General features: G+C 67.3%; 18 protein-coding genes and 2 tRNA genes. 14 read left to right on the forward strand and 6 right to left on the reverse strand.

Annotated elements, in window-relative coordinates; all coding sequences use genetic code 11:
- Window positions 1–31: 31 nt before the first annotated feature.
- The 5 genes from E3O19_RS08995 to E3O19_RS09015 all read left to right on the forward strand — a co-directional run bounded on the left by E3O19_RS08995 (window position 32) and on the right by E3O19_RS09015 (window position 6702).
- Window positions 32–682: an FMN-binding negative transcriptional regulator gene (locus E3O19_RS08995; RefSeq protein ID WP_134566998.1), complete on the forward strand. Its 651-nt coding sequence runs from the start codon at window positions 32–34 to the stop codon at window positions 680–682.
- The gene (locus tag E3O19_RS09000) at window positions 679–2160 is read left to right on the forward strand and encodes an amidohydrolase (protein ID WP_134566999.1); all 1482 of its coding nucleotides are present in this window, start codon (window positions 679–681) and stop codon (window positions 2158–2160) included. Before E3O19_RS08995 ends, E3O19_RS09000 begins: the two co-directional genes overlap by 4 nt.
- Before the next feature lie 126 nt (window positions 2161–2286).
- Window positions 2287–3714 (forward strand): sensor histidine kinase, encoded by a 1428-nt coding sequence (locus E3O19_RS09005; RefSeq protein WP_241981283.1) that lies wholly within the window; start codon window positions 2287–2289, stop codon window positions 3712–3714.
- A gap of 59 nt (window positions 3715–3773) precedes the next feature.
- Window positions 3774–5588 carry a putative bifunctional diguanylate cyclase/phosphodiesterase gene (locus tag E3O19_RS09010; protein WP_166804524.1) on the forward strand — a complete coding sequence of 605 codons (1815 nt, stop codon included), beginning with the start codon at window positions 3774–3776 and terminating at the stop codon, window positions 5586–5588.
- 136 nt (window positions 5589–5724) lie between these two features.
- Complete coding sequence (locus tag E3O19_RS09015; RefSeq protein ID WP_134567001.1) at window positions 5725–6702, forward strand: L-lactate dehydrogenase; 978 nt, start codon at window positions 5725–5727, stop codon at window positions 6700–6702.
- Window positions 6703–6752: 50 nt separating this feature from the next.
- On the opposite strand, the gene E3O19_RS09020 is transcribed toward E3O19_RS09015, so the two are convergent.
- On the reverse strand, window positions 6753–8537 hold the full coding sequence (locus E3O19_RS09020; RefSeq protein ID WP_241981284.1) for a bifunctional metallophosphatase/5'-nucleotidase: 1785 nt from the start codon (window positions 8535–8537) through the stop codon (window positions 6753–6755).
- Between the two features lie 431 nt (window positions 8538–8968).
- Here E3O19_RS09020 and E3O19_RS09025 point away from each other — a divergent pair, with 431 nt between their 5' ends.
- Entirely contained in the window at window positions 8969–10552 is a 1584-nt protein-coding gene (locus tag E3O19_RS09025) for a S53 family peptidase (protein ID WP_134567002.1), read from the forward strand.
- Window positions 10553–10898: 346 nt separating this feature from the next.
- On the opposite strand, the gene E3O19_RS09030 is transcribed toward E3O19_RS09025, so the two are convergent.
- Window positions 10899–10969 (reverse strand) — tRNA-Gly (locus E3O19_RS09030).
- A gap of 168 nt (window positions 10970–11137) precedes the next feature.
- Here E3O19_RS09030 and E3O19_RS09035 point away from each other — a divergent pair.
- From E3O19_RS09035 to clpX, 5 genes are all read left to right on the forward strand, one after another.
- A tRNA-Pro gene (locus E3O19_RS09035) sits at window positions 11138–11211 on the forward strand.
- A gap of 43 nt (window positions 11212–11254) precedes the next feature.
- The gene (gene tig, locus E3O19_RS09040) at window positions 11255–12637 is read left to right on the forward strand and encodes a trigger factor (protein ID WP_166804525.1); all 1383 of its coding nucleotides are present in this window, start codon (window positions 11255–11257) and stop codon (window positions 12635–12637) included.
- A 195-nt stretch (window positions 12638–12832) separates the two neighbouring features.
- Window positions 12833–13432 (forward strand): ATP-dependent Clp protease proteolytic subunit, encoded by a 600-nt coding sequence (locus E3O19_RS09045; protein ID WP_134567003.1) that lies wholly within the window; start codon window positions 12833–12835, stop codon window positions 13430–13432.
- Window positions 13433–13448: 16 nt separating this feature from the next.
- On the forward strand, window positions 13449–14120 hold the full coding sequence (locus E3O19_RS09050; RefSeq protein ID WP_134507476.1) for an ATP-dependent Clp protease proteolytic subunit: 672 nt from the start codon (window positions 13449–13451) through the stop codon (window positions 14118–14120).
- A gap of 209 nt (window positions 14121–14329) precedes the next feature.
- The gene (gene clpX, locus E3O19_RS09055; RefSeq protein WP_134567004.1) at window positions 14330–15610 is read left to right on the forward strand and encodes an ATP-dependent Clp protease ATP-binding subunit ClpX; all 1281 of its coding nucleotides are present in this window, start codon (window positions 14330–14332) and stop codon (window positions 15608–15610) included.
- Between the two features lie 69 nt (window positions 15611–15679).
- Here the strand turns inward: clpX and E3O19_RS09060 are convergent, their stop codons facing one another.
- Window positions 15680–17713, reverse strand: a complete 2034-nt coding sequence (locus tag E3O19_RS09060) for a M3 family metallopeptidase (RefSeq protein WP_134567005.1) — start codon at window positions 17711–17713, stop codon at window positions 15680–15682.
- A gap of 66 nt (window positions 17714–17779) precedes the next feature.
- Here E3O19_RS09060 and E3O19_RS09065 point away from each other — a divergent pair, with 66 nt between their 5' ends.
- The 3 genes from E3O19_RS09065 to E3O19_RS09075 all read left to right on the forward strand — a co-directional run bounded on the left by E3O19_RS09065 (window position 17780) and on the right by E3O19_RS09075 (window position 21303).
- Window positions 17780–18613: a class I SAM-dependent methyltransferase gene (locus tag E3O19_RS09065; protein WP_134567006.1), complete on the forward strand. Its 834-nt coding sequence runs from the start codon at window positions 17780–17782 to the stop codon at window positions 18611–18613.
- 64 nt (window positions 18614–18677) lie between these two features.
- The gene (locus tag E3O19_RS09070; protein ID WP_134567007.1) at window positions 18678–20099 is read left to right on the forward strand and encodes a class I adenylate-forming enzyme family protein; all 1422 of its coding nucleotides are present in this window, start codon (window positions 18678–18680) and stop codon (window positions 20097–20099) included.
- Window positions 20080–21303 (forward strand): thiolase family protein, encoded by a 1224-nt coding sequence (locus E3O19_RS09075; protein ID WP_134567008.1) that lies wholly within the window; start codon window positions 20080–20082, stop codon window positions 21301–21303. Before E3O19_RS09070 ends, E3O19_RS09075 begins: the two co-directional genes overlap by 20 nt.
- Window positions 21304–21362: 59 nt before the next feature.
- Here the strand turns inward: E3O19_RS09075 and E3O19_RS09080 are convergent, their stop codons facing one another.
- From E3O19_RS09080 to valS, 3 genes are read right to left on the reverse strand one after another with little or no spacing between them, the layout of a single operon-like run.
- A complete protein-coding gene (locus tag E3O19_RS09080; protein WP_134567009.1) occupies window positions 21363–21629 on the reverse strand; it encodes a hypothetical protein in 267 nt (88 codons plus the stop codon).
- Window position 21630: 1 nt separating this feature from the next.
- A complete protein-coding gene (locus E3O19_RS09085) occupies window positions 21631–22077 on the reverse strand; it encodes a GNAT family N-acetyltransferase (RefSeq protein ID WP_134567010.1) in 447 nt (148 codons plus the stop codon).
- A gap of 9 nt (window positions 22078–22086) precedes the next feature.
- Window positions 22087–24669 carry a valine--tRNA ligase gene (gene valS, locus E3O19_RS09090; RefSeq protein ID WP_134567011.1) on the reverse strand — a complete coding sequence of 861 codons (2583 nt, stop codon included), beginning with the start codon at window positions 24667–24669 and terminating at the stop codon, window positions 22087–22089.
- Window positions 24670–24694: the final 25 nt, after the last annotated feature.

The raw sequence follows: 24694 nt of genomic DNA on the forward strand, positions 1-24694 counted from the left end.
GACCCGCTCCAAGAGATAGGAACCTCACCCGATGAGACACAACCCCTCCTTCGCGCTGGACGACCCGGCCGAGATCAGGCGCCTGGTGCGGGAGAACCCGTGGGCGACCCTGATCAGCCATACCTCCGCCGGGGAACTCGTCGCCTCGCACTATCCGGTCGTGCTCGACGAGGACAGCGACGGGATCGTGCTGCTGAGCCACGTGGGCCGGCCGGACGAGCAACTGCACGAGCTCGGCCGGCACGAGCTGCTCGTGCTGATCCAGGGACCTCACGGCTACATCTCACCCGGCTGGTACGACGCGTCACCGGCCGTCCCCACCTGGAACTTCATCACCGCCCACCTCTACGGCATTCCGGAACTGCTCAACGCCACCGACAACCTCGCCGTGCTCGACCGGCTCGTCGATCATTTCGAGGACCGGATGCCGGTGCCGCGGCGACTGAACGACACCGCCGACAATGCCGTCTACGCCGCCCGGATCTCGGCCGGCACGGTCGGCTTCCGGCTCCGGGTGACCCGGGTCGTCGCCAAGAGCAAACTCAGCCAGAACAAGCCCGCCGAAACCGTCACCCGGATCCTGGCCGAACTGGAGGGATCAGGGCCCTACGCGAGCCCGGGCCTCGCCGCCGAGATGCGCCGGGTGCACCGTCAGGCCGACCAGAGCGGCGACCGGCCATGACCGGGGCCTCGCTCACGCTTCGCAACGGCCGGCTCCCCGGCAGTGACGAACGAGTCGATGTCACGATCAGCGACGGGGTGATCCGGCAGATCGGCTATCGGGAGAAGGCGACCCCCGGGCAGGAGAGCGTCGACCTCGGCGAACGCTGGCTGATTCCGGGCCTCTGGGACAACCACGTACACTTCAGCCAGTGGGCGCAGACTGCTCGGCGGGTCGACCTGTCTGCCACGGCCAGTGCGGCGGAGGCCGCCGCTATCGTGCGCGAACGCGTCCAGGAGACGCCGCCGGGGGAGACCCTCGTCGGCTTCGGGTTCCGCGACGGCCTCTGGCCGGATGCCCCGGTCCGGCCCGTTCTCGACGCAGCGTCCGGCAGCCTCGCCGTCGTGCTCGTCAGCGGGGACCTGCACAGCTGCTGGCTGAATTCGGCGGCGCTCGCCGTGCACGGCTTCCCTGACCACCCCACCGGGCTGCTGAGCGAGGACGACGCCTTCGCGGTCGTGAAGGCCCTCGGCACAGTGCCGGACGCCGTGATGGACGGCTGGGTCGACACTGCAGCGCGCGCCGCGGCCGCGCGCGGCGTGGTCGGCATCGTGGAGATGGAGATGGCCTGGAACCCGGGCGACTGGCAACGCAGGATCGCTGGCGGGACCGACGCACTCCGGGTTGAGACGAGCGTCTACAGCCAGCACCTTGAGCAAGCGATCACACTCGGCCTGCGTTCAGGGGCTGCGCTCGACGGCACCCGCGGACTGGCCGCGATGGGTCCGTTCAAGGTCATCACCGACGGGTCGCTGAACACCCGCACCGCGTACTGTTTCGACGCGTACCCGGGGCTCGAGGAAACGGCCGGCTCGCACGGGCTCCTCACCGTGCCACAGGACCGGCTCGTCAGCCTGATGCGCCGGGCGGCGGGTGGCGGCATCCGCCCCGCCGTGCATGCGATCGGCGACCGGGCGAACAGCCTGGCCCTGGACGCCTTCGCCGAGGTGGGCTGCGGGGGGAGTATCGAACACGCTCAGCTACTGCGCGCCGAGGATGTGGCCCGGTTCGCCGCCCTCGGCGTCGTCGCCAGCGTGCAGCCCGAGCACGCCCTCGACGACCGGGATGTCGCCGACCGGTATTGGGCCGGCCGCACCGGGCGGGCCTTCGTGCTCAAGTCCCTGCTCGACGCGGGCGCGACCCTGGCCCTCGGCAGTGACGCGCCCGTCGCCCCGCTGGATCCCTGGGTCACCATCGCGGCCGCGGTCGGGCGCACCCGGGGAGGACGAGAGCCGTGGCAGCCGTGGCAGGCGATCTCCCGGCAAGCGGCGCTCGCCGCATCCGCCAGGGGACGACACGGGGTCTCGGTCGGCGACGTGGCCGACCTGGCGGTCTGCGAGAACGACCCGTTCGTCGCATCCGTCACCGACCTCCGGCGGATGCCCGTGGCCGCCACCCTGATCGCCGGCCGATTCACGCACAGCACGCTCCAATCCTGAGCCCGTGCGCCTCCCCGGCGCGACCGTTCGGGGGTTTTCCCCCGAGGCGATCCGGTTGCCTGCCGGATGCCGCCCGTTCCAGCCACCGGGAATGCTGGATGCAGGCACACTGGCTGGAGGAAGACCATGAGCATGACCGAAACGACAAAACCCACGACGAGGAACGACCCGATGGAGAAAACCGTGCAGACCCCGGTTTCGCGGCGGGGCGGCTACCTGGCACTGTGGCGCCGGGTGCCGCGGGAGCTCGGCTTCCTGCTGCCGACGTTGCCCATCACCGTGGTCGGGCTTTCCGTTCTCAGCACCGTGTTCTTCACCGGGACCGGCATGATCGCCATCTTCGTCGGCCTGTTCGTCGTCGTTCTGGCCCTCTACATCGGCCGGGCATTCGGCCTGTTCGAGCTGGCCCGGCTGCGCTGGGCCGGCCAGGCCCCGATCACGCCGCCGCGCTGGGACCCGAACGGCGAACCGGCAACGCCGCTCCGAACGGTGCTCGGCCCGCTCGTCAACGGTCACTACTGGCTCTACCTGTTGCACGGCATGGTGGTGAACTTCATCGTGGGACTGGTCAGCTGGATCGTCACCGTGGTCTGGCTGTCGGTCGGGCTCGGCGGAATCAGTTACTGGTTCTGGGGCCGGTTCCTGCCGAATGAGGGCACTGGCAGTGTCCGGCTTTCGGAGGTCGCGTCCGACTGGATGCTGCCGGGCAACACGCTGGCCATCGACCCTTTCGCTGGCCAGAGCGTATTCCAGCTCGTCCTGGGCGTCACCTTCCTGTCCACCCTGCCGTTCATCACCCGGGGATTCACCGCCCTGCACCAGTTCATCGCCCGCGGCATGCTCGGTGCATGGCGCTCAGAGGCACTGCAGCGGGAGGTTGCGGACCTGAGCGCGTCCCGTGGGGCTGCCGTCTCCGCCGAGGACCGGTCACTGCGCCGGCTCGAGCGCGACATCCACGACGGACCACAGCAGCGCTTGGTGCGCCTGCAGATGGACCTCGCCAGCGCCGAGCGGAAGCTCGAGACCGACCCGGCGGCCGCCCGCGCACTATTGGCGGAGGCCAGGCAGCAGGCGCACGACACGCTCGAGGAACTGCGGGCGCTGTCTCGCGGCCTGGTGCCCCCGATCCTCCAGGACCGGGGCCTGATCGGCGGTCTCCAGTCGCTTGCCGCCCGCAGCACCATCCCCGTGCAGCTCGAGCTGACCGTCGAACCGGCGCTGAGGCTGCCGTCTGAGATCGAACGCAGCGCGTACTTCGCGGCCTCCGAACTACTCACGAACGCAGCGAAGCATTCCCGAGCCATTGGCATCCGGCTGCACCTCGCCCTGCGCCGAGTGCCGGACGACGACACGACCTGGCTGGACCTCTGGGTGATCGACAACGGCGTGGGCGGCGCCGTCCCGACCGAGGCGCACGGCCTGCGTGGCCTGGACGAGCGCCTGCGCGGCCCGCGAGGAGGGCTGTCGATCGACAGCCCGGTGGGCGGGCCGACAGCAGTCGGGGTGCACATCCCGCTGACCGACACCGCGCTGAGCTCGATCGCCGTATCCTGAACAGTTGACCCAGCCTGAGCCCGCGACGGATGCCGCACCAGGGCGCACAATCGCGCCTGGTGCTGGCCGAAGACTCGCTGCTCCTGCGGGAGAGCGTGATCCGGCTGTTCGACGAGGCCGGCTTCGTTACCGTGGCCTCCTTCGGCGACGCCGAAGCGCTGCTCGCCGAGGTCGACGCGTTGCGGCCGGACATCGCCGTGCTCGATGTGCGGATGCCGCCCACTTTCCGAGACGAGGGAGTGCGTGCCGCGCTGGAGCTGCGACGGAGGCTGCCGTCGGTGGGCATCCTGCTGCTCAGCCAGTATGTCGAGGGCACCTACGCACTTCTGGTGCTTCCCGGCCGTTGGGTGGATGGCACGCTGCTGGACGCGAGCTGGGCCCTCGGGTTGGCCCTGATAACGGTATGGATCAACAATTCGGACCGCCGCAATGAGCAGGCGGTCCACGGCACCGCTGCGGCCGGAGCGCTCACCGTCTCGACCGCCGCTACGGCCGCCGGGCTGGGGGTGCTGGTCCTGGCCATCTACACGCACGTGCCGTGGTCTATGGTGGTACTGGCGGCCTTGACCATGGCATTGGCGGTCACTCGCACCCAATTGGCATTCCGTCGACTCGTCAAGCTGGTGGATGTCCAGCGCATATCGAGAACCGACTACCTGACCGGATTGCCCAATCGGCGGGCGCTGTACGCCGACGTGCCCCGTCGAATTCTGGCGCGGGGGAGCGGACCCGGAGCGCTGCTGTTGCTGGACCTGGACCGGTTCAAGGAAGTCAACGACAGCCTCGGGCACGACGCCGGAGACCTTCTGGCGAGACTCGGCGGCGACGAGTTCGCAGTTTTCCTCAACGAGGCCGGCCGGTCCGAGGCTGTTGCGGTGGCGGTCAAGCTGCGCTCAGCGTTGGCGGCGTCCTTCACCGTGGAGGGGATTGCGCTCCACGCCAACGTCAGCGTCGGTATCGCCGTTTTCCCCGAACAGGGACAAGACCTGAAGGCGCTCATGCGCAAGGCGGACATGGCGATGTACCGGGCCAAAGCCACGCGGAGTGGGCATCATGTCGTCGCCACGGCAGACGATAATCATGGCGAAGATCGGCTTCGGACCCTGGAGGACTTGCGCGCGGCCATCGCAGAAGGCCAGCTGGTGTTGCACTACCAGCCAAAGATCAGCCTGACCACAAATGTGCTCCACGGCGTCGAGGCTCTTGTTCGCTGGAATCATCCGACCCGCGGACTGCTGTATCCGGAGGCCTTTCTTGCGCTTGTCGAGGAGGCCGGACTCATGCATGAGCTCACGGACGTGGTGCTTGGTCTGGCGCTCGACCAGGCCGGGATTTGGCAGGGACAGGGGCGACCCTTGACCGTCGCCGTGAATCTGTCAGCCAGTTCCCTTGTCGACTCGGATCTTCCCGAACGAGTAGACCGGATGATCGCGTCCCGTGGATTGCCGTCGTCCACCCTCATGGTGGAGATCACGGAAGAGTTCCTGATGGCTGATCGAGACCGGGCCAAAGATATCCTGCCCCGGCTGAGGACCAACGGAGTTCGGGTTTCCGTCGATGACTTCGGCACCGGATACAGCTCCCTGGCGTACCTTCGGGAGCTTCCCATCGACGAACTCAAACTCGACCGATCGTTCATGCTGCCGATGTTGGAAGATGCCCGGGCCTCGGCGCTGGTTGCTTCGACCATCGATCTTGCTCACAGCCTGGGACTGACCATGGTCGCCGAGGGTGTCGAGAACGGCAGCGCAATCGACGAATTGGCTCGATTCGGCTGCGATCAGGCACAGGGTTTTCACCTGTCCCGGCCTGTTCCAGCGGGGCAGCTGGAGCTGTGGCTCCTCCAGCGTGGGACCGACGTCCCGGTTCGATAACCTGCCGCTTCCCTTCGTCTGTGGATCCTTCGGCAGTCTTCCCGGGGCGCAGAGCCGTGCCGCTGGCAGGCTCGACCACCATGCGACCGAAGGGTCCTGGCGCATGGATGCCGGATGGAGAGAGGACACTGGGAACATGAGCGCAATCGAGAACTCCAAGCTGGCCATCATCGGTGCGGGTGCCGTCGGCACCTCCCTCGCCTACGCCTCTCTGATCCGCCAGTCCGCGCGCGAGGTTGTGCTCTACGACATCAACGAGGCCAAGGTGGAGGCCGAGGTACTCGACCTCGCCCACGGCACCCAGTTCACCGGCGCATCGTGCGTGTCGGGCGGTTCGGACCTGGATTCCATCGCGGGTGCCAACATGGTCGTGATCACCGCCGGCGCCCGGCAGCATCCCGGCCAGTCCCGCCTCGACATGGCAGGCGTCAACGTGGGGATCCTGCGCGAACTGATGCCCAAGCTTGTCGAGCGCGCCCCCGACGCCGTCTTCATGATCGTCACCAACCCCTGCGACATCCTCACCTACGCGGCCCTGCACTTCAGCGGGCTCCCGTCGGCCCGCGTCTTCGGCTCCGGAACCGTGCTCGACTCCTCGCGGCTTCGCTGGCTGCTCGCCCACCGGGTCGACGTCGCGATCGCCAATGTGCACGCCGTGATCGTCGGCGAGCACGGCGACTCGGAGTTCCCGCTCTGGTCCCAGGCCAGGGTCGGCCCGATCTCGCTCGCCCAGTGGGTGGCGGATGACATCTCTCCCGTCAGGACCGGGCGCGCGCGGTTCTCCGAGGCCGAGTTCGAGGCCATCACCGAGGACGTCAAGACCGCGGCCTACCGGGTCATCGCCGGAAAGGGAGCCACCAACTATGCGATCGGGCTCTCCGGGGCGCGGATTGTGGAAGCCGTGCTGCGCGACGAAGGCGCCGTTCTTCCGGTCAGCTCGGTGCTGACCGGGTACCGTGGCGTGAGCAATGTGGCGCTGTCGGTGCCGACTGTGGTCAACGCCGATGGCGTGTCCCGGGTGATCGAGGTGCCGTTCTCCGACTCGGAGCAGACACTGTTCCAGCACTCGGCGGACACCCTGCGGGCGACCCTGGATAGGCTTGGACTGGCCTGACCCCGGCAGATCCGCGACTCGTCCGGTGGAGCCCGGTCGTTCCCCCAGCTTTAGCGGCTGATCTGCACCGGTGCACCACCGGAGACGAGTGTCCAATCCACACGTGCGAACGATGACGGCTCCACCACCCGGGCCCGGGTGACCCAGTCAATGATGAGCTGGCGGATCTCCTGCTGGGCATTGTGAACCACCGGTGCGGTTGTGACCCCCGGGAACGCGCCACCGCCGGACTGCCGGTAGTTGTTGATCGCGACGACGAATTGCGCCGTGGGGTCGATCGGGGCTCCGTTGTAGTTGAGGTCGATGATCCTCGAACCGGGATCCCTGGCAATGTCGATCTTGTAGCTGAGCGATGCGTCGAGTCCCCCCATCACGTCGTAGTTGTAGTCCGGCGTGCCCGTCGGCGCCACGGCGGTGACCGCGTTGGTGAGCTGGTCGGGCGTGAAGGGTCCGGTGCCAGTGACCTGTCTGAAGTACTGGGCGGACTTCTCGAGGTAGGCCTTGACCTGTGCGCCGGTGAACGTGATGCCGAGGAGGGTATTGTCGAAAATGTACAGCCCGGCCACGTCGCGAACGGTAACCTCCCCGGCGGGAATCGCGGCCTCCCGATTGAACGGGGCCGCGATCGACAGGATCGGCAGGCCGGCCTGCGCTGTCCCGGCGATCGCCGCGCGCACCGCCTGACCCTGCACGAGATTGATGAAGTCCAGTGCCGCGCTGTCCTCGTAGCGCGCGGTGGCGCACGACATCGCCTCGGTGCAACTGCCGATGACTGAGTTGACGTAGCCGACGACCGTGGCGTGGTCGGCGCCGAGCAGGTCGACGACCTGAGGGTGCTCTGGCACGGTGTTGCTGTTGAGCACGCTGGATCCGACGCTCTCCACGGCCCATTGGCCGCGGCGCTTGACCAATGACAGTTCGATCAGAGACAAGCGCATGCCCCAGCGCAGCGGCTCGGTCAGAATCACGGTGCGACCGGTCTGGGTGTTGACTACTCGTCGCTCCGGAATTTCCTGGTGGGCATGCCCGACCAGGATCGCATCAATCCCGGGCACCTGCTCGGCCACCAGGGTCGCCGCGTTCTCGGGGTACGGGAGGGCGTCGCCATAGGACGACGAGGTCGTGGCGCCGGAGTGCGCGGCCACGACGACAACATCCGCTCCCTCGGCACGCATGCGGGGCACCCAGACTTTTGCCTGCTCGACAAGACCGGGGAAGCTCAACTGTCCCTCGACGTTCGCCTTGTCCCAGATGGCGATCCCGGGATTGGTCAGGCCGAGGATGCCCATCTTGATCGGCTTCTCACCGGCCGGGCTGATCGTCTTGATGACGTACGGCGCGAAGGCAGGCAGTCCGGTCGCCGCGTCCAGCGCGTTCGCGCCGAGCAGCGGAAAGTCGAGTTGATCGGCGAAGGTTCGGAGCAGCGGGATGCCGTAGTTGAATTCGTGGTTGCCGAGGGCTGCGGCGTCGTAGCCGATGTAGTTCATGGCCGCGGCCATCGGGTGCAGGTGACCGTCGGTGATCGGCGCGATGCGCGCGAAATAGTAGGCCAGGGGAGTTCCCTGGATCGTGTCGCCGGCGTCGATCATCAGCGTGTTCTCACGCCCGCGCTGGAGGCGGACAGCTTCGACCAGCGTCGCCACCTTGGCCAGGCCGATGTCGTTCCTCGCGGAATCGTCGTATTCCGCGTTCTGGAAGTAGTTCCAATTGAAGACGCAGCCGTGCAGGTCGGTCGTGCCCATGATCGTCAGCGAGACCGGGTCTCCCGGCCGATGTCGCCCCCCACGCTCTGCGGCCTGGGCCGGCGTCATCCCGGCGGCGGTCAGCACGCTCACCGCCGCGAAACTACCCAGCACGCTACGTCGAGTCAGTTGAATTGGCACATGAACTCCCCAGGTGTTCCCCGCGATGGAGGCGTCGTGAGGCAAGTGACCAGCCCCATCGGTAACGCTAGACCCGTCCGAGAAAGCCTGTCAATCAGTCCGGACCTGCTCGAGTTTCCTGAGCTGCGCCATATCGGTACGCAGTGGGCGGCCGCCGTCAGGGATTGCCCCGCACTGGCTGTCGCACTTCGGCTGCTGCGTCAGGGCAGGCGGGGCTGCGTCGTCCACCACGTGTTGCTCGTGATCGGCAGGGTGAATGTCGATGTTGGGCGTAGTGCCCGCGCGGTCACAGTGGTAGTTTCGGCTCGATTGCGAGATAAATCGGCGTCCGGAAATCCACTCCCGACGCCGCTCGTGCACTCTCACCAGGAGGTTGATGTTCCATGAAGCCATCCGTTCGCCTGGCCACTCTGCTCGGTGTAGCCACGCTCGGTGTAGCCACGCTCGGGATAGCCACGCTCGGGTTAGCCACAGCGCCCAACACCTCCGCGTTCGCGGCACCTCCGCCCACATCCACCAACCCTCAGCCATTCGCTGCGCAGGCGCCTGAGTCGGCGTTCACCTCGGCCGCCGACGCAACAGGAGCGGTGGCGTGCGCCCGACCGGCGCCCAGCAACACCGTGTCAACCACGCTGCACTGCTACACGCCCGACCAGCTTCGAGCCTTCTACGGTCTGGGCCCTCTCGCTTCGAGCAACGATGGTGCGGGGGAGACGATCGTGCTCGTGGACGCGTACGGTAGCCCCACCGCGGCGGCGGATCTTTCGTTCTTTGCCCAGACCTTCGGTGGCCCTCCTCCCAACTTTCAGGCAGTCTTCCCGTTGGGGTCACCCGACTACAGCAATCCGACCGGTAACGGTGTCGGCCAATCCGGGCCGAATTCAGCCGACGGCTGGGCGGGTGAAGCGAACCTCGACGTGCAATGGGCCTACGCGATGGCGCCCAAGGCGCACATCGTGCTGCTCGCGACGCCGCCGGCCGAAACCCAAGGGGTCCAGGGTCTGCCGAACCTCATGAAGGCCATCGACTGGGCGGTGGGCGAGTATCCGTCGGGCACGGTGTTCTCGATGTCGTTCGGCACCGACGAGCAGACCTTCGGATCGCAGTCGGCCGCAAGGACACAGTTCACGAAGTTCGATGCCACCTTCCAGCGGGGTGTGGCAAAGGGCGACACCTTCTTCTCCTCAGCGGGCGACAGCGGTTCGAGCGGTTTCGCGCGATCGCATCGTGCCACCACTGTGGGGGCAGTGCCGGAGGTCAGCTACCCGAACGTCTCGCCGTATGTGACCTCGGTCGGCGGCACACAGGTGCAGTCCGGCTGGACGTGGAACCCCACGCAGGATAAGCCGTTCCTCGGATCCGGCGCCCGCAACCCGGGCTACTGGTCGTGGACCCAGAGCGGCAGCACCGAACCTGTGTGGAACGAGAGTTGGGCGTCGATTGCAACCGGCGGCGGCCTCTCGACGGTGTACACGCGTCCGTCTTTCCAGAACGGAGTCGCATCCATCGTCGGTAACCATCGCGGTGTGCCTGACGTCGCATGGAACGCCGCCGTCAACGGTGGAGTGCTCGTCTTCCATTCCTACTTCCCGACGCTTGAGGGAAGCCCGAGGTGGTCTGTCTTCGGCGGCACGTCCGCATCATCCCCGCAGGTCGCTGCGGTCACCGCGATCGCCAACCAAGCGCGCGCCTCCGTGAACAAGGCGCCGATCGGCAACCTCAATCAGGTGATCTACGCTTCATCGTTCAACAAGGCTGCCGCATTCAGTGACGTTGTGACACGAATCTACGGAACGACACTGAGCGGCGTGCTGCAGAACAACCGCCTGTGGGATCTCGGGTCCGATGGATTCGTCGCACCCGACCCGGTGCCCGGCTACCCGACCACCACGGGTTACGACCTGACGACGGGCTGGGGCAGCCCGAAGGCTCCCGGATACATCACCCAGTTGGTAGCGGCGCAGTGACGCTCTGACACGAGGTTCCGGTCGGCTCCGCGCGTCGCGACGAAGCCGACCGGAAACATCGGTTTGATCGAATTCCGGCATTCCGGCATTCCGGCATTCCGGCATGCCGCGCTGGGCCGCTCCACAGGCTGTTGACGGTGCGTCCTGGCTGGCGCCCCTCGCCCGGCCCAGTCCACCCGCTCGGAGCAACAGTGGGTGAGCCCCGCTGATCAGCACTTCTCCGACAGAATCGAGGGCCGGACTCGAACCCGCGACACCACGATCATCAGCCGCTAGTTCCAAGCCCGGCAGCGATCTCGCCGGTCCGAAGTCGCCCAGAAGGACGAGAGGATCCGGCTCAGCATTGAGGGGATGACGGGAATCGAACCCGCGCCATCAGTTTGGAAAACTGAGGCTCTACCATTGAGCTACATCCCCAAGCGTGGACTCCCGCGCACTCGATCACTGTAGTACACGATCCGGGGTGACGGATGCACGGAGGGTCGCTTTCGCATCGTGAGCGTGGAGTAGACTTACCGAGGTCATTCCGCTGGTGCGTGAGCTTTGCGCGTCAGGAGGATGACTCCAACGGGTTGAGAAAATATCCGGGGCGTAGCTCAGCTTGGTAGAGCGCTCGGTTTGGGGCCGAGAGGTCGCAGGTTCGAATCCTGTCGCCCCGACAATCACCCCCCAGAACATCGTTCGAACACAGGAGATACCCACGTGAAGTCCACGGTCGAAAAGCTGAGTCCCACGCGCGCCAAGGTCACCATTTCGGTGACCCCCGAGGAGTTGAAGCCCAGCATCACCCACGCCTACGGGCACATTGCCGAGGACATCAACATCCCCGGCTTCCGCAAGGGCAAGGTTCCGCCGCCCATCATCGACCAGCGGGTGGGCAAGTCCGCCGTGCTCGAGCACGCGGTCAACGAAAGCCTCGACGGTTTCTACCGCAAGGCCGTCGAAGAGCACAAGCTGCGCCCCCTGGGCCGCCCGGAAGCCGACATTGTCGAATGGCCCAGCGACAAGGACTTCTCCGGGGACCTGCTCCTGGCGATCGAGGTCGACGTGCGGCCTGAGATCGACCTTCCCGCCTACGAAGGTCTGAAGCTCACCGTTGACGCGGTCGAGGTGTCCGATGAAGACGTCGCCGAGGAACTCGACCAGCTGCGCAGCCGTTTCGGCACACTTGTCACGGTCGACCGTCCCGCCACCACCGGCGACTTCGCCCAGATCGACCTGGTCGCCAGCATCAACGAGCTCGAGGTCGACAACGCGACCGGGATCTCCTACGAGGTCGGCTCGGGCGACCTGATCGACGGTATCGACGAGGCTCTCGACTCCCTCAGCGCCGGCGAGACCACCACCTTCAACTCCAAGTTGATGGGTGGAGACCACGAGGGTGAAACCGCCGAGATCACCGTCAAGGTCATCGCCGTCAAGGAGCGCGAGCTTCCGCCCATCGACGACGACTTCGCTCAGATCGCCAGCGAGTTCGACACCATGGCCGAGCTCACCGAGAGCCTCAAGGCGCAGGTCCTGCGTTCCAAGGCGTTCGGTCAGGGCAGCCAGGCCAGGGAGAAGCTCGTCGAGCAGCTCCTCGCCTCGGTCGAGGTTCCGATCCCGACCTCGATCATCGAGGACGAGGTTCGGCGCCACCTCGAGGGCGAGAACCGCCTCGAGGACGACGAGCACCGCGCCGAGGTGACCGAGTCCAGCGAGAAGACCTTCCGCCAGCAGATCCTGCTCGACACGATCGCGGAGGCCGAGAAGGTCCAGGTCAGCCAGGACGAGCTCACCCAATACCTCATCCAGGGCGCCAGCCAGTACGGCATGGACCCGAGCGAGTTCGTCCAGGCGCTCAGCGGCAACGGTCAGATCCCGTCGATGGTCGCCGAGGTTGCCCGTAACAAGGCCCTCGCGATCGCGTTGGGCAAGGCCGAGGTCGTCGACTCCAACGGGGCGCCCGTTGACCTGTCCGAGTTCGCCGCCGTCGCCGCGAACGACGAAACCGCCGAGGACGCCGAAGCCGAGGACGCCGACGAGGCACCTGTGGCCGACGCTGCCCCGGCCACGCCGAAGAAGAAGGCCGCAGCAAAGAAGTAGCACGCCACGAGAACGGGGTCGGATGTCGCAGACATCCGACCCCGTTCTCGCGTCCGGCCCCGCCCCACCTCACTCCGGTGTCCTGGGGGAGAGTCGCGGGCGGCGGCGCGCAATCTGCCGAGGGCGAACACGGCCTCCCCGGCGCGTTTCACCCTATAGATTCATTCTGAAGCGACAAGCGAAACGGAGCGCGACATGGCCGATATGGCACCTACACCCGGCGTTTTTGACCGACTGCTCAAAGATCGAATCATCTGGCTCGGTTCAGAGGTTCGGGACGAGAACGCCAACGAGATCTGTGCCAAGATCCTGCTGCTGGCGGCGGAGGACTCGGAGCGGGATATCTTCCTGTACATCAACTCGCCCGGCGGCTCGATCACGGCCGGCATGGCAATCTACGACACGATGAAGTTCGTACCGAACGACATCGTCACCGTTGGTATCGGACTCGCCGCGTCGATGGGTCAGTTCCTGTTGTCCTCCGGCACCAAGGGCAAGCGCTACATCACGCCGAACGCTCGCGTCCTGCTGCACCAGCCGTCCGGCGGATTCGGCGGCACGGCCGCCGACATCCAGACCCAGGCCAAGGTAATCCTGGACATGAAGAAGCGGATGGCGGAACTGACGGCAGAGCAGACCGGTAAGTCGGTCGAGCAGGTGCTCATCGACAACGACCGCGACAACTGGTTCACCGCCCAGGAGGCCGTGACATACGGCTTCGTCGACCACCTGCGCGAATTCGCGTCGGACGTGGTCGGCGGCGGCGGCACCGACGACTCAGTGAACAAGAAGTAGGACGGGCAGAGACGACATGGAATTCACGAATTTTGGTCACCAGGCCGGGGGCCGCGCCCCGCAGTCGCCCGAGGCCCGCTACATCCTCCCTACCTTCGAAGAGCGCACCGCCTACGGGTACAAGCGCCAGGACCCCTATGCGAAGCTCTTCGAGGATCGCATCATCTTCCTCGGCGTTCAGGTCGACGATGCGTCAGCAGACGACGTCATGGCCCAGCTGCTCGTGCTGGAGAGCCAGGACCCCGACCGCGACATCGTGATGTACATCAACTCTCCGGGTGGCTCCTTCACCGCGATGACGGCCATCTACGACACGATGCAGTACATCCGACCGCACATCCAGACGGTGTGCCTCGGCCAGGCGGCCTCCGCCGCTGCCGTGCTGCTCGCCGGCGGAACGCCCGGAAAGCGTCTCGCACTCCCGAACGCGCGCATTCTGATCCACCAGCCGTCGGCCGGCGGCCAGGGTGGCGGGCAGGCTTCCGACATCGAAATCCAGGCCGCCGAGATCCAGCGGATGCGTGAATGGCTGGAGTTCACCATCTCGCACCACTCCAACCGCACCGCGGAACAGGTTCACAAGGACATCGACCGCGACAAGATCCTCGGTGCCCCCGAGGCCCTCGAATATGGCCTGATCGACCAGATCCTGACCAGCCGCAAGAACGTTCCCACGCTCGTCAAGTAGCGCGTTTGGCAACAATCGCACGTCGAATCCGGCGGATGCCCGGCTGTACAACAGCCGGGCATCCGCCGTTTCTCGTGGCCGACGGCGGTTTCTCGCCTGGCCGCCGTTATCGCATTTGCACCGGTCCGCACGGGTTGCACACCACAGTCACAGCCACAGGCTAGGCTCAGTTCAGCGTTACCAGCAATACCGATGGAGGAGGCTGACGGATGGCCCGAATAGGCGAGAGTGCCGACCTGTTGAAGTGTTCCTTCTGTGGGAAGAGTCAGAAGCAGGTCCAGCAGCTCATTGCCGGTCCCGGCGTGTATATCTGCGACGAGTGCGTCGAACTGTGCAATGAGATCATCGAGGAACGCCTTGCCGAGGCCGGTGCCGAAGAAGGCCATGGCGAATTCGACCTCCCCAAGCCCAAGGAGATCTTCGGTTTCCTCGAGGAATACGTCATCGGACAGGAAGCCGCCAAGCGCGCCCTCGCCGTTGCCGTCTACAACCATTACAAGCGCGTTCGTGCCCGAGCCACCCTCACCGCCGCCGATGCCATCCACGATGACGTGGAGATCGCCAAGTCCAACATCCTGCTGATCGGCCCGACCGGGTGCGGCAAGACCTACCTGGCCCAGACCCTCGCCAAGCGGCTGAACGTTCCTTTCGCGGTGGCGGATGCAACGGCCCTCACCGAAGCAGGCTACGTCGGCGAAGACGTCGAGAACATCCTGCTCAAGCTGATCCAGGCGGCCGACTACGACGTCAAGCGCGCCGAGACCGGCATCATCTACATTGACGAGATCGACAAGATCGCCCGCAAGGCCGAGAACCCGTCGATCACGCGTGACGTGTCCGGCGAGGGAGTGCAGCAGGCGCTGCTGAAGATCCTCGAGGGCACGATCGCGTCGGTGCCGCCGCAGGGCGGCCGCAAGCATCCGCACCAGGAGTTCATCCAGATCGACACCACCAATGTGTTGTTCATCGTGGCCGGTGCGTTCGCGGGCCTTGACGACATCATCTCCACCCGGGCCGGCAAGAAGGGCATCGGTTTCGGCGCCCCGCTGCACAGCAAGGGCGACGACGTCAACCTGTTCAGCGAGGTGCTCCCCGAAGACCTTCACAAGTTCGGGTTGATTCCTGAATTCATCGGTCGGCTTCCCGTCGTCACGACGGTCACCCAGCTCGACCAGGTGGCCCTGATGCAGATCCTCACCGTGCCGCGTAACGCCCTCGTGCGCCAGTACCAGCGCATGTTCGAACTCGACGGTGTCGAACTCGAGTTCGAGCAGCCGGCCCTGGAGGCCATCGCCGACCTGGCCGTGCTCCGCAAGACCGGCGCGCGCGGCCTCCGCGCCATCATGGAGGAAGTGCTCGGGCCGATCATGTTCGAGGTGCCGTCGAGTTCCGAAGTCGCCAGGGTCGTCGTGACCCGCGCCGCCGTGCTCGACAACGCCGAGCCGACCATCGTGCTGCACAAGGCGCGCCGGGTGGACAAGTCCGCCTGACCCGTTCCGGATCCTGACCCGAATCGCTCACAGCGCGCCCTGACACTGCCCGCGGGCACGACCACTCCGTCAGTTCAGGCCGCGCCGGTCGAGCAGGGGCTGGATGCGGGCATCCCGGCCGCGGAAGTCCCGGTAGGCGGCGAGCTGGTCGGTGCTGCCCCCGACGCCCAGCAGGCGGTTGCGGAACCGGTCGCCGTTGTCGCGGGTGAGACTGCCGTTCTCGGTGAACCAGTCCACCGTGTCGGCGTCGAGCACCTCGCTCCAGATGTAGGAGTAGTAGCCGGCGTCGTAGCCGCCGGCGAAGGTGTGGGCGAAATAGGTGCTCGCGTAGCGGGTGGGCACCACCTCGTTCGCCAGGCCGCAGGCGGTGAGGGCGGATGCTTCGAACTCTGCGACATCCGTCACCACAGTGTCGGCGTCGATCAGGTGCCAGGCCTGGTCGAGCAGGGCCGCAGCCAGGTACTCGCTGGTCAGGAAGCCCTCGTTGAAGGTTGCCGAGGCGCGGATGCGGTCGACCAGGTCCTGGGGCATGCTCTCACCGGACACGGTGTGCTTCGCGAAGTTCGCCAGCACCTCCGGCCAGAGCAGCCACATCTCGTTGACCTGGCTCGGGAACTCGACGAAGTCGCGGTAGACGTTCGTGCCGGCGAACTTTGGGTAGGTGACCCGGGCGAACAGGCCGTGCAGGGCATGGCCGAACTCATGGAACAGGGTCGTGGCCTCGTCGTAGCTGAGCAGGGTGGGCTCACCGGCCGCCGGCTTCGGCACGTTGAGGTTGTTGCAGACCACCGCTGGCGTGCCCAGCAGTGCGGACTGCGAGATGAGGGGGTTCATCCACGCGCCGCCGCGTTTGGAATCGCGGGTGTACACGTCGAGGATGTACAGCCCGACTGGGGAGCCGTCGGCGTCGGCGACCTCGAAGACCCGGGCCTCCGGGTGCCAGGTGACCAGGTCGTCCCGTTCGGTGAAGGTGACCCCGTAGAGCCGGGTGGCGGCGTAGAAGACGCCGTCGTGGAGCACCCGCTCGAGTTCGAAGTACGGCCGCATGGCCTGGCTGTCCACGGCATACCGGGCCCGGCGCACCTTCTCGGTGTAGAACGCCCAGTCCCAGGCGGCCAGGCTGAACCCGCCGCCCTCCGCGTCGACGAGCCCCTGCAGGTCTGCCTGTTCGGCCAGCGCGTTGCGGGCCGCCGCCGGGGCGAGCCGGCCCAGCAGGTCGGCGACCGCACTCGGCGTCTTCGCGGTCTGGTCCGCGATGACCGCCGCGGCATGGTTGGCGAACCCGAGCAGCCTTGCCCTGGCGGCCCGCAGGGCTGTGATCTCGAGCACCAGGGCGCGGTTGTCGTGGACCCCGCCACGGATGCAGCGCGCACGCGACGCGGCCAGCAGTCGTTCCCGCACGCCCCGGTTGGTGAGCTGCGCCAGGTAGGGGTGGGTGGTAGGGAGCACGAGCGTGAGCACGTACCGCCCGGCCAGCCCGCGGGATTCAGCGGCCTGCGCTGCGGCCGAGATCTCACCGGCCGAGAGGCCGTCGAGTTCGGCGACATCGTCGAGCACGAGGGCCAGATCGTTGGTGTCGGCCAGCAGGTTCTTTTCGAACCGGGTGGCGGCGACGCCGAGCCGCGCGTTCAGGTCGCGAAGGGTGGCCTTGTCCTCGTCGGACAGGCCGGCGCCGGCGAGGGTGAACTCGGTGAAGTACCGTTCGACCAGGTACCGCGACTCCGGGTCCAGGCCCAGGCCGCCCCGCTGCTCATGCACCCTCGCGATGCGGGCGAAGAGGGCAGGGTCTAGGCGGATGGCGTCGGCGTGCGCGGCGAGGAGCGGTGCCAGTTCCTCCTCGAGCGCGTTGGTGAAATCGCTCGAATGCGACGAGCTCAGGTTGAAGAACACAGCGGCCACCCGGCTGAAGGCCTGTCCGCTGCGTTCGAGAGGCAGAAGGGTGTTCTCGAAAGATGGGGCCTCCGGATTCGCGCCGATAGCCGCGACCTCCGCGCGCTGCTCTGCCATCCCTTCGAGGAAGGCCGGACGGTAGTGCTCCTGGGCGATCGCCGCGAACGGCGGAAGCTGGAACGGTAGTGTGCTCGGACGCGAAAAGGGATTCATCGATTCACCATGCAACAAACCTAGTTCGGCCGACACCGGTTGCGCTTCCGTGCGTAGGCTCATGGCATGATCGACCAGCCCGAACGCCCTGAGACCGCTCCGCGTGACCGATACACGCACGGTCACCACGAGAGCGTGTTGCGCTCGCACACGTGGCGCACCGTGGCCAACTCGGCCGCCTACCTCATCCCGCACCTTGACCCCGGGTTGAGCCTGCTCGACGTCGGCTGCGGGCCGGGCACCATCACGGTTGACCTGGCGAGGCGGCTCTGGCCTGGCCGGGTCACCGGCATCGACGCCGCGGGGGAGATCATCCAGCGGGCGACCGGGCTCGCCTTCGACGAGGGGGTGCGCAACGTGGTCTTCCAGGTCGGCGACGTCTACGCCCTGGACTTCCCGGATGAGTCATTCGACATCGTGCACGCCCACCAGGTGCTCCAGCATGTCGCCAACCCGGTTGCGGCGATGAAGGAGATCCGGCGGGTGCTGAGGCCCGGCGGCGTTTTCGCTGCGCGGGACGTGGACTACGGCGGCGTGATGATGCATCCGAAGCTGCCCGGTCTGCTGCTCTGGATGACCGCCTACCGTGACGTGCACTATTGGAACGGCGGCGACCCTGACGCGGGGAGGGCGCTGAAGGCCTGGGCGCGCCAGGCCGGGTTCGGCAGTGTCACCAGCAGCGCGTCGATCTGGTGCTTCGCCTCGGCTGCCGAACGCGAGTGGTGGGGAGAGTCGTGGGCCGTGCGCGCCACCGAGTCCACCTTCGCGGCGCACGCGATCGAGGTCGGGGCGGCCGACCTGGCCGACCTGCGGCAGATCGCGGCCGCCTGGCGGCAGTGGGCGGCGGACCCTGACGGCTGGTTCGGGATGCCGCACGGCGAAATCATCGCCCGGAAGTGACGACGCCCGCAGCCGGGTCACGGCTGGACCTGACCGTCGGTGATCACCGGCAGTAACATCAAGGGTGCCCTTCCTGGATCAGCTGAACCACTGGGCCCGGCACCAGCCGGGCGCGACGGCCATCGAGGTCGGCGCCGATCGGCTCAGCTTTGCCGGACTCGCGGCCAGGGCAACCGCTGCGCTGTCCGACCAGACCGACGGTGCAGGCATCAGCGTCATCAGCCTGCCCAACGGCATTGAATTCGCCCTCGCCCTCACCGCCGGGATCGCCGGTGACCGCGCCGTCGCCGTGCTCGATGCCGGCTGGCCGGATGTCCAACGGGACGCCGTCACGGAACGGCTGGCCGCGTTGGACCCGCGACGGGCGCGGCCCCGGCGTGGGCCCGGCACGGTCCTGGCCGACGGGCACCCCGATTCGGTCTTTCTCTATGGCTTCACCTCCGGCACGACCTCCCTGCCCAAGGCGTTCACCCGCAGCCGGGAATCCTGGCGGCGCTCGTTCGAGGCCGGCACCGACTACTTCGGGCTGACTCGGCACGACCGCACGCTGGCGCCGGGACCCTTGTCGTCCAGCCTCACCCTCTACGCCCTGGCCGAGTCCCTGCACGCCGGCGCGACCTTCGTCACCCTGCCGGAATTCGACCTTGCCGCAGCCCTCGCCTGCGTCGCCGACCGGGAGATCACCCGGCTCGTCCTCGTACCCACCATGCTGCGCCTGCTCAGCGAACGCGGCCTGGCCGGTGGGGTGAACGGCCGGGCGCTCACCCGCATCGTCAGCGCCGGGGCCCGGCTGGATCCCGCGACCCTTGCCGCCGCTCGCCGGTTCGCGCCCAACGCGACGATCCAGCAGTACTACGGGGCGGCCGAGCTGAGTTTCATCGCCGCCTGGACGCTGCGCCCCGGGGACGCGCCGGGCGCGAAGGTGACGGCCGTCGGCCGAGCATTGCCCGGCATTTCTCTCAGCATCCGGGACGAGGCCGGGCGGGAACTGCCCCGCAACGAGCCGGGCACGATCTTCGTGCGCAGCGACCTGGTCAGCAACGGCTACGCCTGGGGCGACGACGGCGCGGCGTTCCGCCGCGACGGTGACTGGTGCACCGTCGGCGATCTCGGTTTCCTCGACCAGGACGACGTGTTGCACTTCCTGAACCGACGCTTGGACATGATCGTCACGTCAGGCCGCAACGTCTACCCGCAGGAGGTGGAGGCGGCACTGCAGCAGTTGCCGGGAGTCGCATCCGTGGTCGCGGTCGGAGTGCCGGATGCCCGCCGTGGCGCCCGGCTCGTCGTGGCGGTCCTCGGCAGCCCTGAGGTCGACGCGGCCTCGCTTCGCCGGGCCTCTGCCGCGTCTCTCGCGGAGGCGAAACGGCCACGGTCCTACTACCGGCTGACCGCCCTTCCCCTCGCCCCGACCGGCAAGCTCAGCCGGCACCTGTTGGCCCGATGGATCACCGAGGGAGACCCGCGTGTCACCGCACTCGACTGACCGTGCCCGGCCGGGCACCGACCGCGAGCCGGTCATCGTCCTCGGCCGTCGCTCCGCCTTCGGGCGCGTGAACGGCGGCCTGGCGGCGCTGACCGCCGACCGGCTGCTCGCGCCGGTGCTGGCGGCGCTGCTGGCCGACACGGGCGTCGCACCGGAAACGGTCGACGACGTCATCATCGGCAATGCGGTCGGCGGCGGCGGGAACGTGGCCCGCCTGTCCCTGCTGCGCGCGGGACTCCCCGTGACGGTGCCGGGCCTGACCGTCGACCGCCAGTGCGGCTCCGGCCTGGAGGCCATCGTCCTGGCCTGTCGGCTCGTGGCCGCAGGGGCCGGTGACATCTATCTGGCCGGCGGCGTGGAGAGCTGCAGCACCGCGCCGTTGCGGGCGCACCGGCTCTCGTCGACGCCCGGACACCCCGACTTCTTCGACCGGGTGAGGTTCTCGCCGGACGAGGTCGGAGACCCCGAGATGGGCGTCGCCGCCGAGAATGTGGCCGACCGGTTCGGCATCACCCGGGAGCGACAGGACGCGTTCGCGCTCCGGAGCCACCGGCTGGCCATCGCTGCGAGCGAGTCGGGGCAGCTGACCGGCGAGATCGTCGCCGTCGAGACGGATGCCGGCCGGATCGATGCCGATGCGGGACCGCGGCGCAGCCTCACCCTCGGTCTGCTGAGCCGGTTCACCCCGGCGTTCCGGGCAGGCGGAACCGTCACCGCGGGCAACTCCTGCGCGGATGCCGACGGGGCCGTCGCGGTTCTGGTGACCAGCCGCCGGACCGCGGCGGCCCTCGGGCTCGGTCGTGGTCTGCGCTTCGTCGAGTCCGCGGTGACCGGCACGAACCCGTTTTTCCTCGGCATCGCCGGCGCCGAGGCAGCACGGCTCGTGCTTTCCCGACAGAGGTTTGCCGGCACAGACCTGTCCTGGATCGAATTCAACGAGGCCTTCGCGGCCCAGGTGCTCGCGTCGCTGGATCTCCTGGGCATTGCGGAGGAGCACGCCAACCGGCAGGGCGGGGCACTGGCTCTCGGCCATCCGTTCGGCGCGAGCGGCGCCCTGCTGGTGCTCAGCCTGTTACGGCAGTGCCGGGCCTCGGCCTCGCCGGGAGAGCTTGGCCTGACCGCCGTCAGCATCGCCGGGGGACTCGGCGTCGCGGCGCTGTGGTGCTGGGACGGCACCGACGACGCGGCGCGAAGCGACGAATAGCGCGTGGCGACGTGTGGTACGCCGAGGCGCACTCGGGCCGGTTCCGGCCGTGCGAGCGGCTAGATCCAGTCCTCGTCGTCCTCGACCGCCACGGCCGGCTGGGTGATGGTGGCGCTGTCTTCACCCGGGTTGTACCGGATGACGGTGCCGTCGTCGAGCTCGAGCACCGGCTGGGCCTCGAGCCAGGTCAGCGTCCAGCGCCAGGCGCTGCTGTCCTCGCCCAGGGCGGCGAGTTCCTCTTCGACCGCCTGGATCGCGATCTCGACCACGTGGGGCAGCCCCGGCGGAAACGGCCCGCCGAGCGCAAAGCGGCTTCCCAGTTGCACTCTAGAGCTCGATCCCGTAGGTCACCCAGTCCGTGCGGGTGGCGACATCATCGTAGAGATGCTGGGCCTCCTCATTGTCAGCGGCCGTGATCCAAGCCATGGTGCTGAGGTGGTGCTCCGTGGCGTACAGCTTCGCGAACTCGATCAGGGTGCGCCCCACCCCGGTGCTGCGAGAATCGGGGACCACGAACAGGTCGTCAAGGTAGAGCCCGCGGGTGGCGCTGAGCGTGTTGGGCACCTCCCGGTAGTGTGCGAACCCGATGAAGTCACCCTCGTCATTGACGGCGACCGCTCCGGCGAGCACGTGGTTCTTGTCGATGATCCAACTCCAGACCTGAAGCGCTTTCTCATCCGTGAGCGCACTCTTGTAGAACTCGCTGTAGCCCTCGAAGAGGCCTAACCACGAGAAAAAGTCCTTGTCGTCCAGTGTTCGTACCTTGACTGACATCCGGTTCTCCTAACTCTCTGGCACCGTGTCGAGCACGATGTCAGTGACAGCCAATTCACTGCCATCGACAAAAACCAATTCCGAGATACGACCGACGGCCCGCAGATCGTCGGAGGCCTGCGCGAGCAGGGCCACCTCAGCGGCCGTTCCGCTAATTACAGCAGATGCGACGGCAGATTTCTGGGATGCCTTCGCATCAGTCTTGGCGCGCCGGATGCCGGTGAGCGCCCGGCTGGCCAGATCGAGCAGGGCGACGTTGCCGATACCGCCCGCCGCGCGCTCCGCCTGGCTCGGCCACGGCGCACGGTGCACCGATCCTTCGCTGGACCAGGACCAGGCCTCCTCGGTTGCGAACGGCACGAACGGAGCGAACAGGCGCAACAGCGTGCTGAGGGCCGTGCGGAGCGCGGCGACGGCCGACGCCTGGCCGGCGCCGCTCTCGCCGTAGGCGCGTTCCTTGACCAACTCGAGGTAATCGTCGCAGAACGTCCAGAAGAAACTCTCGGTGAGTTCGAGCGCACGGGCGTGGTCGTAACCCTCGAATGCGGCCGTGGCCTGGCCGACGACGACGCTGAGCCGGGCGAGCATGCTCTGGTCGATCGGCTCGGTGACCGGGGCGTCCGCGGCGCCGTCGAAGCCGAGGATGAACTTGGATGCGTTCAGGATCTTGATCGCGAGGCGACGGCCGATCTTGATCTGGGTCGGGTTCTTCGGGTCGAACGCGGCATCCGTGCCCAGGCGGGACGACGCAGCCCAGTAGCGCACCGCGTCGGAGCCGTGCCGTTCGAGCATGTCGGCGGGGGTCACCACGTTGCCCTTTGACTTGGACATCTTCTTACGGTCGGGGTCGACGATGAAGCCAGACAGCGCCGCATGCTGCCACGGCGAGACGCCGTGTTCGAGTTCGGCGCGGAGCAGGGTCGAGAACAGCCAGGTGCGGATGATGTCCTGGCCCTGCGGGCGGAGCGAATATGGGTAGACCAGGTTGAACAGTTCGGGGTCGCGTTCCCAGCCTCCGGCCAGCTGCGGGGTGAGTGAGGAGGTCGCCCAGGTGTCCATCACGTCGACCTCGCCGACGAAACCGTTCGCGGCTCCGCGCTGATCGGCGCCGTAGCCGGGGGCCGTGTCGGATGACGGGTCGACGGGGAGCAGGTCGCGGGTGGCCACGATCGGCTGGTCGAAGACCGGGTTGGCGTCGGCATCCAGCGGGTACCACACGGGCAGGGGCACACCGAAGAAGCGCTGGCGGGAAACCAGCCAGTCGCCGGTGAGTCCGTTCACCCAGTTCTCGTAGCGAACCCGCATGAACTCGGGGTGCCACTGCAGGTCGGCGCCGTGGGAGATCAGCCGGGAGCGCAGGGCCTCGTCCCGGGCGCCGTTGCGGATGTACCACTGCCTGGTCGACACGATCTCGAGCGGCTTGTCGCCCTTCTCAAAGAACTTGACCGGGTGCACGATCGGCTTGGGCTCGCCGATCATGTCCCCGCTCACGCGGAGCAGTTCCACGACAGCCTGCTTGGCGGAGAATACCGTCTTGCCGGCCAGTTGGGCGTAGGCGGCGACTCCGGTCTCGCTGACGATGACGTCGGGGGCCTCGGCGATGATCCGGCCGTCGAAGCCCATGATTGCGCGGTTGGGCAGGTCGAGCTCGCGCCACCAGACCACGTCGGTCACGTCGCCGAACGTGCAGATCATCGCGATTCCGCTGCCCTTGTCCTTCTGGGCGAGGTGGTGCGCGAGGATGGGCACCTCCACGTCGAAGAGCGGGGTGCGCACGGTGGTGCCGAAGAGCGCCTTGTACCGTTCGTCGTCCGGGTGCGCGACGAGGGCAACGCAGGCGGGGAGCAGTTCGGGCCGGGTGGTTTCGATCTCGATGGTGCTGTCGTCGGGCTTCCGGAACGAGACCCGGTGGTAGGCGGCGGGCATTTCCTTGTCTTCCAGCTCGGCCTGGGCGACCGCGGTGCGGAAGGTCACGTCCCAGAGGGTCGGCGCCATGGCCTGGTAGGCCTCGCCGCGCTCGACGTTGCCGAGGAACGCGAGCTGGGAGGTGACGAGCGAGTCGTGGCCGATCGTGCGGTAGGTCTGGGTCCAGTCGACGCTCAGGCCGAGGGTGCGCCAGAGGGCCTCGAACTGCTTTTCGTCTTCGATGGTGAGGCGTTCGCACAGTTCGATGAAGTTTCGACGGCTGATGGGGAGCTGGTCGGCGGCCTTGCTGCTCTTGCCGTCGCCGCCCTCGAAGGGCGGGGTGAAGTCGACCGCGAAGGGGAGCGAGGGGTCGCAGCGCACGCCGTAGTAGTTCTGCACGCGACGTTCGGTGGGCAGGCCGTTGTCGTCCCAGCCCATCGGGTAGAAGACGCTCTTGCCGCGCATCCGCTGGAAGCGCGCGATGACATCGGTGTGGGTGTAGGAGAACACGTGCCCGATGTGCAGCGAACCGGAGGCGGTCGGCGGCGGGGTGTCGATGGAGAAGATGTTCGCGCGGGTGGCGGATCCCCGGTCGAACCGGTAGAGGCCGGAGCCTTCCCAGCTGCTGCCCCACTTGGTTTCGAGACCCTCGAGGGCCGGTTTGTCCGGAACGCTGGCGGCGGTCATGTTTCTCCGTTTGGGTATGTGCGGC

This window comes from Cryobacterium algoritolerans (assembly GCF_004402785.1).
GTDB lineage: Bacteria > Actinomycetota > Actinomycetes > Actinomycetales > Microbacteriaceae > Cryobacterium > Cryobacterium algoritolerans.

What these genes read in the sequence shown, in the direction of transcription:
- E3O19_RS08995 (WP_134566998.1), top strand. Translation starts at nt 32, where the DNA reads ATGAGACACAACCCCTCCTTCGCGCTGGACGACCCGGCCGAGATCAGG.
- E3O19_RS09000 (WP_134566999.1), top strand. Translation starts at nt 679, where the DNA reads ATGACCGGGGCCTCGCTCACGCTTCGCAACGGCCGGCTCCCCGGCAGT.
- E3O19_RS09005 (WP_241981283.1), top strand. Translation starts at nt 2,287, where the DNA reads ATGAGCATGACCGAAACGACAAAACCCACGACGAGGAACGACCCGATG.
- E3O19_RS09015 (WP_134567001.1), top strand. Translation starts at nt 5,725, where the DNA reads ATGAGCGCAATCGAGAACTCCAAGCTGGCCATCATCGGTGCGGGTGCC.
- E3O19_RS09025 (WP_134567002.1), top strand. Translation starts at nt 8,969, where the DNA reads ATGAAGCCATCCGTTCGCCTGGCCACTCTGCTCGGTGTAGCCACGCTC.
- E3O19_RS09045 (WP_134567003.1), top strand. Translation starts at nt 12,833, where the DNA reads ATGGCCGATATGGCACCTACACCCGGCGTTTTTGACCGACTGCTCAAA.
- E3O19_RS09050 (WP_134507476.1), top strand. Translation starts at nt 13,449, where the DNA reads ATGGAATTCACGAATTTTGGTCACCAGGCCGGGGGCCGCGCCCCGCAG.
- clpX (WP_134567004.1), top strand. Translation starts at nt 14,330, where the DNA reads ATGGCCCGAATAGGCGAGAGTGCCGACCTGTTGAAGTGTTCCTTCTGT.
- E3O19_RS09060 (WP_134567005.1), bottom strand. Translation starts at nt 17,713, where the DNA reads ATGAATCCCTTTTCGCGTCCGAGCACACTACCGTTCCAGCTTCCGCCG.
- E3O19_RS09065 (WP_134567006.1), top strand. Translation starts at nt 17,780, where the DNA reads ATGATCGACCAGCCCGAACGCCCTGAGACCGCTCCGCGTGACCGATAC.
- E3O19_RS09085 (WP_134567010.1), bottom strand. Translation starts at nt 22,077, where the DNA reads ATGTCAGTCAAGGTACGAACACTGGACGACAAGGACTTTTTCTCGTGG.
- valS (WP_134567011.1), bottom strand. Translation starts at nt 24,669, where the DNA reads ATGACCGCCGCCAGCGTTCCGGACAAACCGGCCCTCGAGGGTCTCGAA.